We start from the raw sequence: 13,745 nt of genomic DNA on the forward strand, positions 1-13,745 counted from the left end.
CCTTATGGTGTGCTGATAACGACTGCCACCCGACGGTTTTCAGCACGCCCTTGCGGGGTACTGTTGCTCGCAACCGGATATTTTTTACCTAATCCCTGCGTGGTGAGATTACTGCGCGGGATATTTGCCCCTTTTGCCCACGCGTCTGCTACGACGTTCGCGCGTTTTAATGAAAGCGCCTCGTTATAGCCCTCCTCGCCATAGTTATCTGTGTGACCATCCATACGGGCATGGTTTAAGCCAGTTGCTGCCAGGCGTGAGGCCATTGTCTGGATCTGGGTTTCACTTTCCGGGCGCAGTGTGGCGTCATTTTTATCAAACAGGATTTTGTCCGACAGCCCCAGAGACCAGTCGCCGTTTAATTCGTTAAAGCCGTATGACTTCATTGCCGCTATTTGCTCTGGAGTGAATTTCCCTTTTGGCGGAGTCTGACAGCCAGCCAGGACGAGTGATGCCAGTAACAATGGCGCGAAGTATCGCTTTAACATATCGTATTCCTTTTAGGATATTGTTTTCGAACGCTGGTTTTTCACCAGATACATATTGCGGTCGGCATGCTCCAGTAATGCCTCTACTGAGGTATTTTCCCACGCCAGAGCATAACCAATGCTGAGTGACATTGATGCAGTGTGCCCATTATGCAGATCAAACGGACGGATAAACTGCTGCGATAGCGCAGCAGAAATGTGTTGGACCTCGAGTTCAGAATGCACGCCGTACAGCACCATGGCGAATTCGTCACCGCCGAGGCGGTATGATTGATAACGTTTGTCGCCAAATTCAACCATCCTGCTGGCGACTTCAATTAGCACGCAATCGCCTGCAGCATGCCCCCAGGTGTCATTAATAAATTTAAAATTATCGCCGTCGAGGAACAGCAGAGCAGAGTTTGTTTTCGCGGAGATGTCGTTCATTAATGCCGCGATGCTGTTACGAAAAGCCGCCCGATTGGCAAGACCGGTCAATGGATCGTGCATGGCGGTGCGCAGCAACTGGGCGTTTTTCGCCTGCAGCTTCAGCTGCCATTCCTCCATCTCATCCAGGAGGCTGTTGAAGTCTTCGCCAAACTGGTGAAATTCTTCGATACGACCATCTCTTACCCGGCGAGAGAAGTTGCGATTCGTCCGTACGTCATGAACGACGTCGGTAATGTTTTGCAGGGCCGTTACCATGCCATGATGCAATGATCGTGTAATGGTGAGTGCGACGACGGTAGCAAAAAGAATGCAGCCAGTGAGAACGGCAAATGACATCCAGATGAAATGGCTAATGAGGTTGTCACGTGCGGTAAGGCGAATTTCGCCGATCATCGCACCATTATGCATAACGGGCTGTGAAATCGGTTCGGGGAAAAGCCAGCGGCTGACCAACGCACCCAGCGTGTCGTTGTTATCTTCCGGGTTCCATGACCAGTAAGCAAACCGCTTTTTATGCGCGTTGACGACTTCTGCCACGGCAAACTGCCCCTGTTTACCCAGAGTGGCAAGTGTTTCGTTGGCTGCCAGTGAATCGTTGAAAACCAGGGAGGCTTCAAGGCTATGGCTCATCGTTGCGCCGGTTAATTCGAGATTTTTTTGTGCGTATTGCTTTAATGTCACGACGGATGCAAAGCAGAGCAAAAGCCATATTAACGTCATCGTTATAATGACGCTTATCATGTTGATTCGCCTCAATGTTCTTTTAAACGTTGGGCGTGGCGTTGATGTGAAATCTTTATCCATGCTGCTTATTCCGTGCAAGCATTAATACATCCGGATTGACTCTCACGCCACTTCGAGCCAACGCATCAAGATTGACAGAAAACCGTACCTGACCGTGATCGATTATCAGGCAAAAGGCACTGCCAATAGCACATTCCGGATTTTGCTCTGAGATTAATAGCAATGCTCTGCCCTGATATTGACTTATTAATTCAAGTTGTTTTGCAGGCGATTCAGACCCGAAATAAATAGCATCGCACGTTTCGGCCAGGGCTTCCTGATCGTTACGTACAATGACAGGAGTATAAGGTAACCCGCTGATTTGCCCCTCTTCGTCGCTGAGTGCACGAGTGTAGTGAGAAGAGGCATAAACGCAGAGTTTAGGCTGCCCGGATAGTGATGGCCATCGCGTATAGCTCACAATACCTGAGACAATCGAGCGTACCGATTTATCCGTTTCCGTAAGCGCGCCTGCCGTCGCTGGGCCCACCATAAGGAACAGCATTAGTGCCAGAGTGAGTCGGAAAAAAGAGATCAAGAATGAATTTCTCACCAGAATCCGCCACATCGCTCCGGAAATAGATGTCCTTGAGAGTTGCGGGCAGAATACCATTGTTTATCAAAGCCGTCATTATGTCAGAAATAACCTGGGGCCGACCTAAGCTAAATCCTACTGTTGTTTATTTTCCGATGGATAAAAACAGACTTAATTTAGTCTGCTGGAACGCATACTTTCATCCATCCCTTTTTGCCATGACTCATGCAGTTTTGCTGCGTTTTCGGCAGTATCGCAACTGGCAGGAAAAGATTTGCCTGCTAATCCCCAGGCGTGAATAAACCCCTCTTCACAGACTTTCTTCTGACCATCGGCATAGCCTCGAAGATATTCACTACGATCAACGTGTGGGTCGTTAAAACTATCGGCCAGGGTCTGGTTATCTTTAACCGGCAGGCCGTTCATAGCGTCTTCTTTACCTGCATCAAACCAGGATGGACTGGTCCAGTCGGGCTGGAAGGTGTAAGGATTGATCTGGCAGCCCGATAAAAACAGCGACAACAGCACGAGAGCAATTGAACGCATAGCCATTCTCCTTTTTTCTTCAGCATAGCCTGGCTAAAGAAAGTTGCTGTGTAATTTAAAGTTTACGTTTTTATACCATGATTTTTGCAATAAATTGGTTAGTGTAAATTAAAGTGTACGCATTTTGGATTGAAATGTTTACTTTTTATGGTATGGTGGTTTCACCTCTTTGAGGAAAACAACTATCGCAAACGAGTTTTACAGGATCGCCATCATGCAAAAAGACGCTCTGAACAACGTACATATCACTGACGAACAGGTTTTAATTACGCCGGATCAACTGAAAGCGGAGTTCCCGCTGAGCGTTGCGCAGGAGGCTCAGATTGAGCATTCTCGCCAGACCATTTCTGACATCATCGCTGGCCGCGATCCGCGCCTGCTGGTGGTATGTGGTCCTTGCTCCATTCACGATCCTGAAACCGCCATTGAGTACGCTCGTCGATTTAAAGCATTAGCGGAGGAGGTCAGCGATAGCCTCTATCTGGTGATGCGCGTCTATTTTGAAAAGCCACGTACTACCGTTGGCTGGAAAGGGTTGATTAACGATCCGCACATGGATGGCTCGTTTGATGTGGAAGCCGGGCTGAAGATTGCGCGTCGCCTGCTGGTGGAACTGGTCAGCATGGGGCTGCCGCTGGCGACGGAAGCGCTGGATCCGAATAGCCCGCAATACCTCGGCGATCTGTTCAGCTGGTCCGCAATTGGTGCGCGCACCACGGAATCACAAACTCACCGCGAGATGGCGTCTGGCCTGTCAATGCCAGTTGGTTTTAAAAATGGTACTGATGGCAGCCTGGCTACCGCGATCAACGCCATGCGCGCCGCCGCAATGCCGCACCGTTTTGTCGGCATTAACCAGGCAGGACAGGTTTGCCTTCTGCAAACGCAAGGCAATCCGGATGGTCATGTGATCCTGCGCGGGGGTAAAGCACCGAATTACAGCCCGGCGGATGTGGCGCAGTGCGAAAAAGAGATGGAGCAGGCGGGACTGCGTCCTGCACTGATGGTAGATTGCAGTCATGGTAATTCGAACAAAGATTACCGTCTTCAGCCTGCGGTTGCGGAATCGGTGGTCGCGCAGATCAAAGATGGCAACCGTTCTATTATCGGTCTGATGATTGAGAGCAATATTCATGAAGGCAATCAATCATCTGAACAACCGCGTAGCGCAATGAAGCATGGTGTATCCGTGACGGATGCCTGCATCAGCTGGGAGACCACCGATGCGCTGCTGCGTGAGATCCATAAAGATTTAAACGGCCAGCTGGCGACGCGTCTGGCTTAAGAGGTTAGGTATGGTTGCTGAATTGACCGCATTACGCGATCAAATAGATGAAGTGGATAAGGCGCTGCTGGACCTGCTGGCGCGCCGCATGGCGTTGGTTGCTGAAGTCGGTGAGGTTAAAAGCAAATACGGCCTGCCGATTTATGTGCCGGAGCGTGAAGCCTCAATGTTGGCCTCTCGTCGCAAAGAGGCTCAGGCGCTGGGTGTCTCTCCGGATTTGATTGAAGATGTCTTGCGTCGTGTGATGCGGGAATCTTATTCGAGTGAAAATGACAAGGGCTTCAAAACCCTTTGTCCGTCTCTGCGTCCGGTGGTCATTGTTGGTGGTGCCGGCCAGATGGGACGTCTGTTTGAAAAAATGCTGGCGCTTTCTGGCTACCAGGTGCGCATTCTGGAAAAAGAGGATTGGGCAAAAGCTCCTGAACTCATGAAAGATGCCGGAATGGTGATCGTCAGCGTACCGATCCATGTGACGGAGCAGATCATCGGGAAGCTTCCTCCATTACCGAAAGATTGCATCCTGGTTGATCTGGCATCTGTTAAAAATGGTCCGCTTCAGGCGATGCTGGCGGCGCATACTGGCCCGGTGCTGGGTCTGCACCCGATGTTTGGCCCGGACAGCGGTAGCCTGGCGAAGCAGGTAGTTGTTTACTGTGATGGTCGTCAGCCGGAAGCCTATCAATGGTTCCTGGAACAGATTCAGGTATGGGGCGCACGGTTGCACCGCATCAGCGCGGTTGAGCATGATCAGAACATGGCGTTTATTCAGGCGCTTCGCCACTTTGCGACCTTTGCTTATGGGCTGCATCTGGCGGAAGAGAATGTGCAGCTTGAACAGCTACTGGCGCTCTCTTCACCGATCTATCGTCTGGAACTGGCGATGGTCGGGCGTCTGTTTGCGCAGGATCCCCAGCTTTACGCTGACATTATTATGTCGTCTGAGAACAACCTGGCACTGATTAAGCGCTATTATCAGCGTTTCGGCGAAGCCATTACGCTGCTGGAGCACGGAGACAAGCAGGCATTTATCGACAGCTTCCGCAAAGTCGAGCATTGGTTTGGCGATTATGCGCAGCGTTTCCAGAGTGAGAGCCGTACATTGTTGCGTCAGGCAAATGACAGTCGCCAGTAATGTGATGATGTATATACTGAAAGCCAGCATTGCTGGCTTTTTTCATTTTGGGGAACTGTCATGGCTGAACCGCAGCTGCTGTTGAATTACACCGGGCATCTGCCTGAGTGCCCAACGTGGAGTGCAGAAGAGAGCGCGCTCTACTGGGCTGATATTCTGGAAGGGGAGATCCACCGATATCATCTGCCGACGGCGGAACACACCGTGCTTTCATTCCATGAAGAGGTGGGCTGTTTCGCCCTGCGTGAGCGTGGCGGGTTTATCGTCGCCATGCGCAATGGTATCTGGCTTACCGATAAACACGGGCTACTCCAGCGTAAAGTGTGTGATAACCCGTCTAACCCGCAACTGGCGCGCTTTAATGATGGGGGGACCGATCATCATGGGCGGTTCTATGCGGGGACGTTCTGGGGGCCGGGTGATTACAACGGCGCACTGTTGATGCGTATCGACAACGGCCTGACACCGAAAGTGATCCAGTGCGATATTCACGGGCACAACGGTTTAGCGTTTAGTCCGGATAAACAATGGATGTATACCTCTGACACGCCAAACGGCGTTATCTATCGTACGCCGCTTGATGACCAGGGGGAACCCGGCAGGCGTGAGGTATTTCATCGGTTTAAAGAAGGCGAAGGGATACCGGACGGTGCAGCGATGGATGTGGAAGGTTGTTACTGGAGCGCACTGTTTGATGGCTGGCGTATCGCGCGTTTTTCACCGCAAGGAGAGCAACTGGAAGTGTATCGAATGCCGGTACGGTGCCCGACAATGGTCTGTTTTGGTGGTGATGATATGAAAACGCTGTTTATTACCACCACGCGGGAAAACATGGATGTGGAGGAGGTGGCGAAGTACCCACTCTCCGGAGCCATCTTCACCCTGCCCGTCAGTGTGGCAGGGATGAAGAAAAGCCGCTTTATCGAACGTTAGGTCGGGTCGACCGGAACGACGTTTTCACTCGGGTAACAGCCCAGTACTTTCATTGAACGGGTGATTTCGCCCAGTTCACGCAGGGCTTTTTGCATTGAGGAAGATTCCAGGTTGGCCTGGATATCAAGATAAAACATCTCTTCCCACGGATTTCCATGAATCGGGCGTGATTCCAGTTTCGTCATGATCAGGTTGTGGTTACGCAGTACCAGCAGTGCTTCAACCAGCGCACCGGCCTGTTGGCCAGTGGCCATCAGCAGCGTGGTTTTCGCCGGTACCTGGTCAGAGACGTTAATAGCCTTGCGGGCCAGCACCACAAAGCGGGTGATATTTTGCGTCTGGTTTGCCAGGTTTCGTTCCAGTACCTGAAGGCCATACAGCGCACCACCGGCCTCGCTACCCAGTGCAGCAACGGTTGGGGAATTTGCCTGCGCCACTTTTTCCATCGCCGCAGAGGTGCTTTCAGTGTACTCAATTTTCCAGTTCGGATAGCGGTTCAGGAACTGGCTACATTGCTGGAACGGCTGCGGATGGCTGTACACCGTTTCGATTTTGCTGAGGTCAGTGGAGCCAGAGACCAGGACACAATGATCAATTGGAATGGTCAGCTCACCAACCAGCGACAGACTGGTGTGTTGCAGCAGGTCGTAGACATCATTGATGGCACCTGAGCTGGTATTTTCAATCGGGACCACCGCGTAATCAGCCTGGCCGGTTTCAACCTGATTGAAAATATCGGCAAACTTCGCGCATCCACTTTCAATAAACTCTTCGAAATGGCGGGCTGCATACTGACGTGCCGCCAGGTGTGAATACGAACCTTTCGGACCCAGAAACGCGATACGGGCAGAGTGCGGATTGGTTTTGTTCAGATGCTGCTGCAACAGCGCTTGTTGGGTCAGAACCGAGTCTTCGATGATGAGCTGGAACAAGCGGGTGATGTAATGCGCATCCAGGTGATGCGCTTTGCCGAGCTGAATCAGGCGCTCCAGCAGGTCACGCTCGCGGTCGATATCACGCACCGGACGATGGGAATCCAGTTTAGCTTTGCCCACTTCGACAGCGAGTAAGCGGCGTTCTGCCAGCAGCGCCAGTAATTTCTCATCCAGCGCGCTGATTTTAACGCGTAGATCCAGTAACGGGTTTTCCGGTGTCATAGTGTTGCCTGTCTCGTTTTATCGTTATCAATAAAAAAGGCCTCCCGGGGTGGGAGGCCTTGTTGTTCGTCTTCGCATTCTTTATCACACGACGAAACGCCTCCCATTCAGGGGAAGGTAAAAAAGAATGCGAAGAAAAACGGCGTTAGTTTCATGAAATCATCCTGTGTTTGATACCGTTAAAGTACCCGTACTGTTTTCACCCTGTCAATAAAAAACGCGCCCGAAGGCGCGTTGGCGGTACACTCAATTTAAAGGATTACTCTTCTTCAACTTCTTCCGCGAAGCTGGCGTCTTTCACCGATGTTGTGGCGCGACGGGCTTCACCTTTGTGTTGCACTTTATTGAGCTGCCGTTCCAGCTTGTTGATCAAGTCGTTAATTGCGGTGTACATATCTTCATGTTTTGCGCTGGCGACCAGATGGCCGTTTGGAGTATTGATAGTTGCGTCAGCGATGAAACCCTGCGGCTCCTTGGACAGAATGATATGTGGATTAATCAAATGAGTTTGCCATTTATCCAGTTTGGCGAGACGGTCTGCGACGTGCTGGCGAATTGCCGGAGTAATTTCCATTTGTTTACTGGTAATGTTCATTGTCATAAATTTTACCTCTTGTCTTTCCGTCTTGGTGATTCCAGCATACCCGACCTAATGTCAAAATGTGTGATTTGGATCACGTTATTTTGTCGGTTTTTGTCAGGGAATCTTTTTTGTGAGGCAGGGCAGGAAGAGGTGATATTTACCTTGTGGAAGGCAAAAATTACGGTCATAGTTGATAGGATGTGTTGAGGCTAAACCGCTTCAGCTTATATCCAGAATGAATAAAAAAACGGCAGCCTTCGGGCTGCCGTTCTACATTGAGGCAATATCAGGTGTTGCTGCTGTTTGCTGCGATGATTTTCGCTACTTTGTCAGCCTGAGCGGTCATCTGCATCTGACGGTAAGCATTTTCCATCAGCTTCAGACCATCACGCGTTGCCTGAGTATCCGGATAATCACGCAACATACCTTCTACGCGGTTAACCACGGCAACCCATGCGCCACGGCGGGTATAGTATTCCGCCACGGAGTATTCATACTTTGCCAGACGATCTTTCAGGAACACCAGACGTTTGGTCGCGTCAGTCACGTACTGACTGTTCGGGTAGCCGCGCACCAGTTTGGAGAAGTCATTGAAGGCATCACGTGCATGCTGCGGGTCACGGTCGGAACGATCCACGCCGAAGAAGCCCTGCAGAGCACTGTCGTCCAGCGCCATGTTGGTGAGGCCGCGCATGTACATTACATAGTCGATGTTAGGATGAGTCGGGTTCAGACGCATGAAACGATCGATGGTTGCCTGAGCCAGCGGCAGATCGGCATTTTTGTAGTATGCGTAGATGAGATCTAACTGTACCTGCTGCGAATACGGACCAAATGGATAGCGATTATCCAACGCTTCCAGTTGCGTTATCGCCTGTTTCCAGTTACCGTCCTGCAACTTTTGTTGTGCAGTCGCATAGATTTCATTCGGCGGATTGTCAGGGACCTGTTCATTTGAACCGGAGCAGCCCACCAAAGCCAGGCTCAACGTGGCCGCTGCCACCAGATATTTCATGCGCGTCATGACGTTTTGACTTTCCTCAAATGTTTGTCCGGGAGAAACTCTGTTCCTGCTCCCGATTAAGACCAGCTACAATAGCACACTATATTAAACGGCAAAGCCGTAAAACCCAACGTTAAACGAAGAAGCAGTTTATGGCACAACGAGTAGAACTCACCGCAACAGTCTCCGAAAATCAGCTCGGTCAACGCTTAGATCAGGCTTTGGCCGAATTGTTCCCTGATTATTCGCGTTCACGCATAAAAGAATGGATCCTTGACCAGCGCGTGCTGGTAAACGGCAAGATCTGGGACAAACCAAAAGAGAAAGTGTTAGGTGGGGAAGCTGTCGCCATCAATGCTGAAATCGAAGAGGAAATCCGCTTCGAGCCGCAGGATATCCCACTGGACATTGTCTATGAAGATGATGACATTCTGGTGATCAACAAACCACGTGACCTGGTTGTTCATCCGGGGGCGGGGAATCCTGACGGTACAGTACTTAACGCGCTTCTCCATTATTATCCGCCTATCGCAGATGTTCCGCGCGCAGGAATTGTTCACCGTCTGGATAAAGACACCACCGGTTTGATGGTGGTGGCGAAGACCGTTCCAGCTCAGACCCGTCTGGTGGAATCGCTGCAGCTGCGCGAAATCACTCGAGAGTATGAAGCGGTAGCCATTGGGCATATGACCTCTGGTGGAACAGTGGAAGAGCCAATCAGCCGTCACCCAACCAAACGTACTCATATGTCGGTGCATCCGATGGGTAAACCGGCGGTGACGCACTATCGCATTATGGAACACTTCCGTATTCATACGCGCCTGCGTCTGCGCCTGGAAACCGGGCGTACTCACCAGATCCGCGTGCATATGGCGCACATTACCCACCCGCTGGTGGGGGATCAGGTATATGGTGGTCGCCCGCGTCCGCCAAAAGGCGCATCGGATGAGTTCATCAGCGTATTGCGTAAATTCGATCGTCAGGCGCTGCACGCGACCATGCTGCGTCTTTACCATCCTATCACTGGTATTCAGATGGAGTGGCATGCGCCTATCCCGCAGGATATGGTGGAACTTATTGACGCCATGCGTGCCGATTTCGAAGAACATAAGGATCAAGTGGACTGGTTATGACCAAACTGATTGTCCCGGAATGGCCATTGCCTGCAGGTGTGGCCGCCTGTAGTTCAACCCGTATTGGCGGTGTGAGCCAGGGGGCGTGGGAGTCACTGAACCTCGGTGCACACTGTGGCGACAACCTGGAGCACGTTGAAGAAAACCGCAAGCGTCTGTTTGCTGCGGGGAACTTGCCGTCGAAACCGGTTTGGCTGGAACAGGTTCATGGAAAAACGGTGCTGAAGCTGACGGGAGAACCCTACGTTTCAAAACGCGCTGACGCCTCTTACAGTAATATTCCGGGAACGGTTTGTGCCGTAATGACTGCCGATTGTCTGCCTGTGCTGTTCTGTAACCGTGCAGGTACTGAGGTCGCAGCAGCACATGCGGGATGGCGCGGCCTGTGTGAAGGCGTGCTGGAGGAGACCGTCTCCTGCTTTAAAGATGAACCTGCCAATATCATGGCCTGGCTTGGCCCGGCCATTGGTCCCCATGCTTTTGAGGTGGGACCAGAGGTTCGTGAAGCATTTATCGATAAAGATCCGCAAGCAGTGGACGCCTTCCTGCCTTCGGGGGATAAATATCTGGCCGATATTTATCAGCTTGCTCGCCAGCGCCTGAATAATGTCGGTGTGACGCAGATCTTCGGTGGCGATCGCTGTACCTTCACCGAAAAGGGTGATTTTTTCTCTTATCGCCGCGACAAGACGACGGGTCGTATGGCAAGTTTTATTTGGCTGATATAACCTAAAGAATCAAGACGATCCGGCACGTGCCGTTTTCTTTTCACATAATTCAGGTCATTAACCTTGAATAATTGAGGGATGACCTCATTTAATCTCCAGTAGCAAATTTGACCTGTTATGGGAGGAGTTATGCGTCTGGATCGTCTTACTAATAAATTCCAGCTTGCTCTCGCCGATGCCCAGTCCCTCGCACTGGGGCACGACAACCAATTTATCGAACCTCTTCATTTAATGAGCGCCTTGCTGAATCAGGAAGGGGGATCGGTACGTCCTTTATTAACGTCCGCTGGCATTAATACTGGCCAGTTACGCACAGCCATCGATCAGGCGCTGAGCCGCTTACCGCAGGTAGAAGGTACCGGCGGCGACGTTCAACCGTCGCAGGATCTGGTGCGTGTGCTGAACCTTTGCGACAAGCTGGCGCAAAAACGTGGGGACAACTTTATTTCGTCAGAGTTGTTTGTTCTGGCGGCGCTTGAATCACGCGGTGCCTTGACCGACCTGCTGAAATCTGCCGGTGCGACCACCGCCAATGTGACTCAGGCGATTGAGAAAATGCGCGGAGGTGAAAGCGTGAACGATCAGGGAGCCGAAGACCAACGTCAGGCTTTGAAGAAATTTACGGTCGATCTGACCGAACGTGCTGAACAGGGCAAACTTGACCCAGTTATCGGCCGTGACGAAGAGATCCGCCGTACTATCCAGGTATTGCAGCGTCGTACCAAGAACAACCCGGTACTGATTGGCGAACCGGGTGTCGGTAAAACCGCCATTGTTGAAGGGCTGGCGCAGCGAATCGTCAATGGTGAAGTGCCGGAGGGGCTGAAAGGCCGTCGTGTACTGGCGCTGGATATGGGCGCGTTGGTAGCCGGGGCGAAATACCGTGGTGAGTTCGAAGAGCGTCTGAAAGGCGTGCTTAACGATCTGGCGAAACAGGAAGGCAATGTCATCCTGTTTATCGACGAACTGCACACTATGGTCGGTGCGGGTAAAGCGGACGGCGCGATGGATGCCGGGAACATGCTGAAACCTGCTCTGGCGCGTGGTGAACTTCACTGCGTCGGTGCCACTACGCTTGATGAGTATCGTCAGTACATTGAAAAAGATGCTGCTCTTGAACGTCGTTTCCAGAAAGTGTTTGTTGCTGAGCCAAGCGTTGAAGATACCATCGCGATTTTGCGTGGTCTGAAAGAGCGTTATGAGCTGCACCACCATGTGCAGATCACTGACCCGGCCATTGTTGCGGCGGCGACACTTTCGCATCGTTATATTGCCGATCGTCAGTTGCCGGATAAAGCAATCGACCTGATCGATGAAGCGGCTTCAAGCATTCGTATGCAGATTGACTCGAAACCGGAAGAGCTCGACAGGCTCGACCGCCGTATCATCCAGCTCAAGCTGGAACAGCAGGCGCTGAAGAAAGAGTCTGATGAAGCCAGTAAGAAACGTCTGGATATGCTCAATGAAGAACTGGACGATAAAGAACGCCAGTACTCTGAACTGGAAGAAGAGTGGAAAGCCGAGAAAGCATCCCTTTCTGGCACTCAGACCATAAAGGCGGAACTCGAACAGGCAAAAATTGCCATTGAGCAGGCCCGCCGTGTGGGCGATCTGGCGCGGATGTCAGAGCTGCAGTACGGCAAAATTCCTGAGCTGGAAAAACAGCTTGAGATTGCTACGCAGTCTGAAGGCAAAACGATGCGTCTGTTGCGTAATAAAGTGACGGATGCGGAAATTGCCGAAGTGCTGGCTCGCTGGACCGGTATCCCTGTGGCACGCATGCTGGAAGGTGAGCGTGAAAAACTGCTGCGTATGGAGCAGGATTTACATAACCGGGTGATTGGTCAGAACGAGGCGGTTGAAGCGGTTTCCAACGCGATCCGTCGTAGCCGTGCAGGGCTGTCCGATCCAAACCGCCCGATTGGTTCGTTCCTGTTCCTGGGGCCAACCGGTGTCGGTAAAACCGAGCTGTGCAAAGCGCTGGCTAACTTTATGTTCGACAGCGATGATGCGATGGTGCGTATCGACATGTCCGAGTTTATGGAGAAGCATTCTGTTTCGCGTCTGGTCGGGGCACCTCCGGGATACGTGGGTTATGAAGAAGGTGGTTATCTGACAGAAGCGGTGCGCCGTCGTCCTTATTCCGTCATTTTGCTGGACGAGGTAGAGAAAGCGCATCCGGATGTCTTCAATATTCTGCTTCAGGTGCTGGATGATGGTCGTCTGACCGATGGGCAGGGGAGAACAGTCGACTTCCGTAATACGGTTGTCATCATGACCTCGAACCTGGGTTCCGATTTGATTCAGGAACGTTTCGGTGAGTTGGACTATAGCCATATGAAGGATCTGGTGCTCGGTGTCGTGAGCCATAACTTCCGTCCTGAGTTCATCAACCGTATTGATGAAGTGGTGGTATTCCATCCTCTGGGTGAGAAACACATTGCGTCGATTGCGCAGATCCAGTTGCAGCGTCTGTACAAACGTCTGGAAGAGCGTGGATATGAAATTCACATCTCCGACGAGGCGCTGAAGCTGCTGAGCGAGAATGGTTACGATCCGGTGTACGGTGCGCGTCCATTAAAACGTGCTATCCAACAGCAGATCGAAAATCCGCTGGCGCAGCAGATTCTTTCCGGAGAGTTGATTCCAGGCAAAGTTATCCGTCTGGAAGCCAACGACGATCGCATTGTGGCAGTGCAGTAAGTCACAAAACGAAAAAACGAGCCGCTTGCGGCTCGTTTTTGTTTAAAAACCAGGCGAAAATTGAGGTCTGGAATGAAGTTTGCCTGGAAAGTGAGCGGTTGGAAAATAATTTTCACTTTATCCTTGCGGCTTCGGAATAACTCCCTATAATGCGCCTCCACTGACACGGAACAACGGCACACACGCCGCCAGGTCAGCAGAGAAAAGCAAAATAAACGCTTGACTCTGTGGCGGGAAAGCGTAATATGCACACCCCGCGCCGCAGCGAAAACGAAGCGGCACTGCTCTTTAACAATTTATCAGACAA

Annotated in this window: 14 protein-coding genes and 1 other annotated feature; of the genes, 6 read left to right on the plus strand and 8 right to left on the minus strand. The window is 51.5% G+C overall.

The genetic code is table 11. The features are described from left to right. Window positions 1–2: 2 nt before the first annotated feature. From V6E55_RS21840 to V6E55_RS21855, 4 genes are all read right to left on the minus strand, one after another. A complete protein-coding gene (locus V6E55_RS21840; RefSeq protein ID WP_114978721.1) occupies window positions 3–488 on the minus strand; it encodes an OmpA family protein in 486 nt (161 codons plus the stop codon). Window positions 489–500: 12 nt separating this feature from the next. Then, a complete protein-coding gene (gene dgcN, locus V6E55_RS21845) occupies window positions 501–1,721 on the minus strand; it encodes a diguanylate cyclase DgcN (RefSeq protein WP_129995161.1) in 1,221 nt (406 codons plus the stop codon). Continuing rightward, entirely contained in the window at window positions 1,714–2,268 is a 555-nt protein-coding gene (locus V6E55_RS21850) for a YfiR family protein (protein ID WP_189338747.1), read from the minus strand. The genes dgcN and V6E55_RS21850 overlap by 8 nt, the downstream gene beginning before the upstream one ends. 138 nt (window positions 2,269–2,406) lie before the next feature. Continuing rightward, a complete protein-coding gene (locus V6E55_RS21855; protein WP_236921577.1) occupies window positions 2,407–2,781 on the minus strand; it encodes a DUF2799 domain-containing protein in 375 nt (124 codons plus the stop codon). Between the two features lie 214 nt (window positions 2,782–2,995). On the opposite strand from V6E55_RS21855, the gene aroF reads away from it, so the two are divergent. The 3 genes from aroF to V6E55_RS21870 are packed head-to-tail and all read left to right on the plus strand — an operon-like array spanning window position 2,996 to window position 6,131. Further along, on the plus strand, window positions 2,996–4,066 hold the full coding sequence (gene aroF / locus V6E55_RS21860) for a 3-deoxy-7-phosphoheptulonate synthase AroF (RefSeq protein WP_316943906.1): 1,071 nt from the start codon (window positions 2,996–2,998) through the stop codon (window positions 4,064–4,066). A 10-nt stretch (window positions 4,067–4,076) separates the two neighbouring features. After that, entirely contained in the window at window positions 4,077–5,198 is a 1,122-nt protein-coding gene (tyrA, locus tag V6E55_RS21865; RefSeq protein WP_028016726.1) for a bifunctional chorismate mutase/prephenate dehydrogenase, read from the plus strand. A 60-nt stretch (window positions 5,199–5,258) separates the two neighbouring features. Beyond that, the gene (locus V6E55_RS21870) at window positions 5,259–6,131 is read left to right on the plus strand and encodes an SMP-30/gluconolactonase/LRE family protein (protein ID WP_316943907.1); all 873 of its coding nucleotides are present in this window, start codon (window positions 5,259–5,261) and stop codon (window positions 6,129–6,131) included. On the opposite strand, the gene pheA is transcribed toward V6E55_RS21870, so the two are convergent. From pheA to bamD, 4 genes are all read right to left on the minus strand, one after another. After that, window positions 6,128–7,288, minus strand: coding sequence for a bifunctional chorismate mutase/prephenate dehydratase (pheA, locus tag V6E55_RS21875; RefSeq protein ID WP_129995162.1), 1,161 nt, complete (start codon window positions 7,286–7,288; stop codon window positions 6,128–6,130). The genes V6E55_RS21870 and pheA overlap by 4 nt on opposite strands. 30 nt (window positions 7,289–7,318) lie before the next feature. After that, window positions 7,319–7,444: a sequence feature (Phe leader region), on the minus strand. After that, window positions 7,396–7,443 (minus strand): pheA operon leader peptide PheL, encoded by a 48-nt coding sequence (gene pheL, locus V6E55_RS21880; RefSeq protein WP_100249759.1) that lies wholly within the window; start codon window positions 7,441–7,443, stop codon window positions 7,396–7,398. It overlaps the preceding feature by 48 nt. A gap of 103 nt (window positions 7,445–7,547) precedes the next feature. Continuing rightward, window positions 7,548–7,889, minus strand: coding sequence for a ribosome-associated translation inhibitor RaiA (gene raiA, locus V6E55_RS21885; protein ID WP_008502470.1), 342 nt, complete (start codon window positions 7,887–7,889; stop codon window positions 7,548–7,550). A gap of 268 nt (window positions 7,890–8,157) precedes the next feature. Beyond that, window positions 8,158–8,895 carry an outer membrane protein assembly factor BamD gene (bamD, locus tag V6E55_RS21890; protein ID WP_013098339.1) on the minus strand — a complete coding sequence of 246 codons (738 nt, stop codon included), beginning with the start codon at window positions 8,893–8,895 and terminating at the stop codon, window positions 8,158–8,160. Between the two features lie 131 nt (window positions 8,896–9,026). On the opposite strand from bamD, the gene rluD reads away from it, so the two are divergent. The 3 genes from rluD (at window position 9,027) to clpB (ending at window position 13,438) form a co-directional block, all read left to right on the plus strand. Then, window positions 9,027–10,007, plus strand: coding sequence for a 23S rRNA pseudouridine(1911/1915/1917) synthase RluD (gene rluD, locus V6E55_RS21895; RefSeq protein WP_028016723.1), 981 nt, complete (start codon window positions 9,027–9,029; stop codon window positions 10,005–10,007). After that, entirely contained in the window at window positions 10,004–10,735 is a 732-nt protein-coding gene (yfiH, locus tag V6E55_RS21900) for a purine nucleoside phosphorylase YfiH (protein WP_316943908.1), read from the plus strand. Before rluD ends, yfiH begins: the two co-directional genes overlap by 4 nt. Before the next feature lie 129 nt (window positions 10,736–10,864). Continuing rightward, complete coding sequence (gene clpB, locus V6E55_RS21905) at window positions 10,865–13,438, plus strand: ATP-dependent chaperone ClpB (protein WP_316943909.1); 2,574 nt, start codon at window positions 10,865–10,867, stop codon at window positions 13,436–13,438. The last annotated feature ends 307 nt before the right edge of the window (window positions 13,439–13,745 follow it).

This window comes from Enterobacter sp. 342, from assembly GCF_036663495.1.
GTDB lineage: Bacteria > Pseudomonadota > Gammaproteobacteria > Enterobacterales > Enterobacteriaceae > Enterobacter.

Bases quoted from the DNA above. Each gene is read 5' to 3' on its own strand.
- dgcN (WP_129995161.1), bottom strand. From the start codon at position 1,721: ATGGATAAAGATTTCACATCAACGCCACGCCCAACGTTTAAAAGAACA.
- pheA (WP_129995162.1), bottom strand. From the start codon at position 7,288: ATGACACCGGAAAACCCGTTACTGGATCTACGCGTTAAAATCAGCGCG.
- tyrA (WP_028016726.1), top strand. From the start codon at position 4,077: ATGGTTGCTGAATTGACCGCATTACGCGATCAAATAGATGAAGTGGAT.
- rluD (WP_028016723.1), top strand. From the start codon at position 9,027: ATGGCACAACGAGTAGAACTCACCGCAACAGTCTCCGAAAATCAGCTC.
- aroF (WP_316943906.1), top strand. From the start codon at position 2,996: ATGCAAAAAGACGCTCTGAACAACGTACATATCACTGACGAACAGGTT.
- V6E55_RS21870 (WP_316943907.1), top strand. From the start codon at position 5,259: ATGGCTGAACCGCAGCTGCTGTTGAATTACACCGGGCATCTGCCTGAG.
- bamD (WP_013098339.1), bottom strand. From the start codon at position 8,895: ATGACGCGCATGAAATATCTGGTGGCAGCGGCCACGTTGAGCCTGGCT.
- V6E55_RS21855 (WP_236921577.1), bottom strand. From the start codon at position 2,781: ATGCGTTCAATTGCTCTCGTGCTGTTGTCGCTGTTTTTATCGGGCTGC.
- V6E55_RS21840 (WP_114978721.1), bottom strand. From the start codon at position 488: ATGTTAAAGCGATACTTCGCGCCATTGTTACTGGCATCACTCGTCCTG.
- raiA (WP_008502470.1), bottom strand. From the start codon at position 7,889: ATGACAATGAACATTACCAGTAAACAAATGGAAATTACTCCGGCAATT.
- yfiH (WP_316943908.1), top strand. From the start codon at position 10,004: ATGACCAAACTGATTGTCCCGGAATGGCCATTGCCTGCAGGTGTGGCC.
- clpB (WP_316943909.1), top strand. From the start codon at position 10,865: ATGCGTCTGGATCGTCTTACTAATAAATTCCAGCTTGCTCTCGCCGAT.
- V6E55_RS21850 (WP_189338747.1), bottom strand. From the start codon at position 2,268: ATGTGGCGGATTCTGGTGAGAAATTCATTCTTGATCTCTTTTTTCCGA.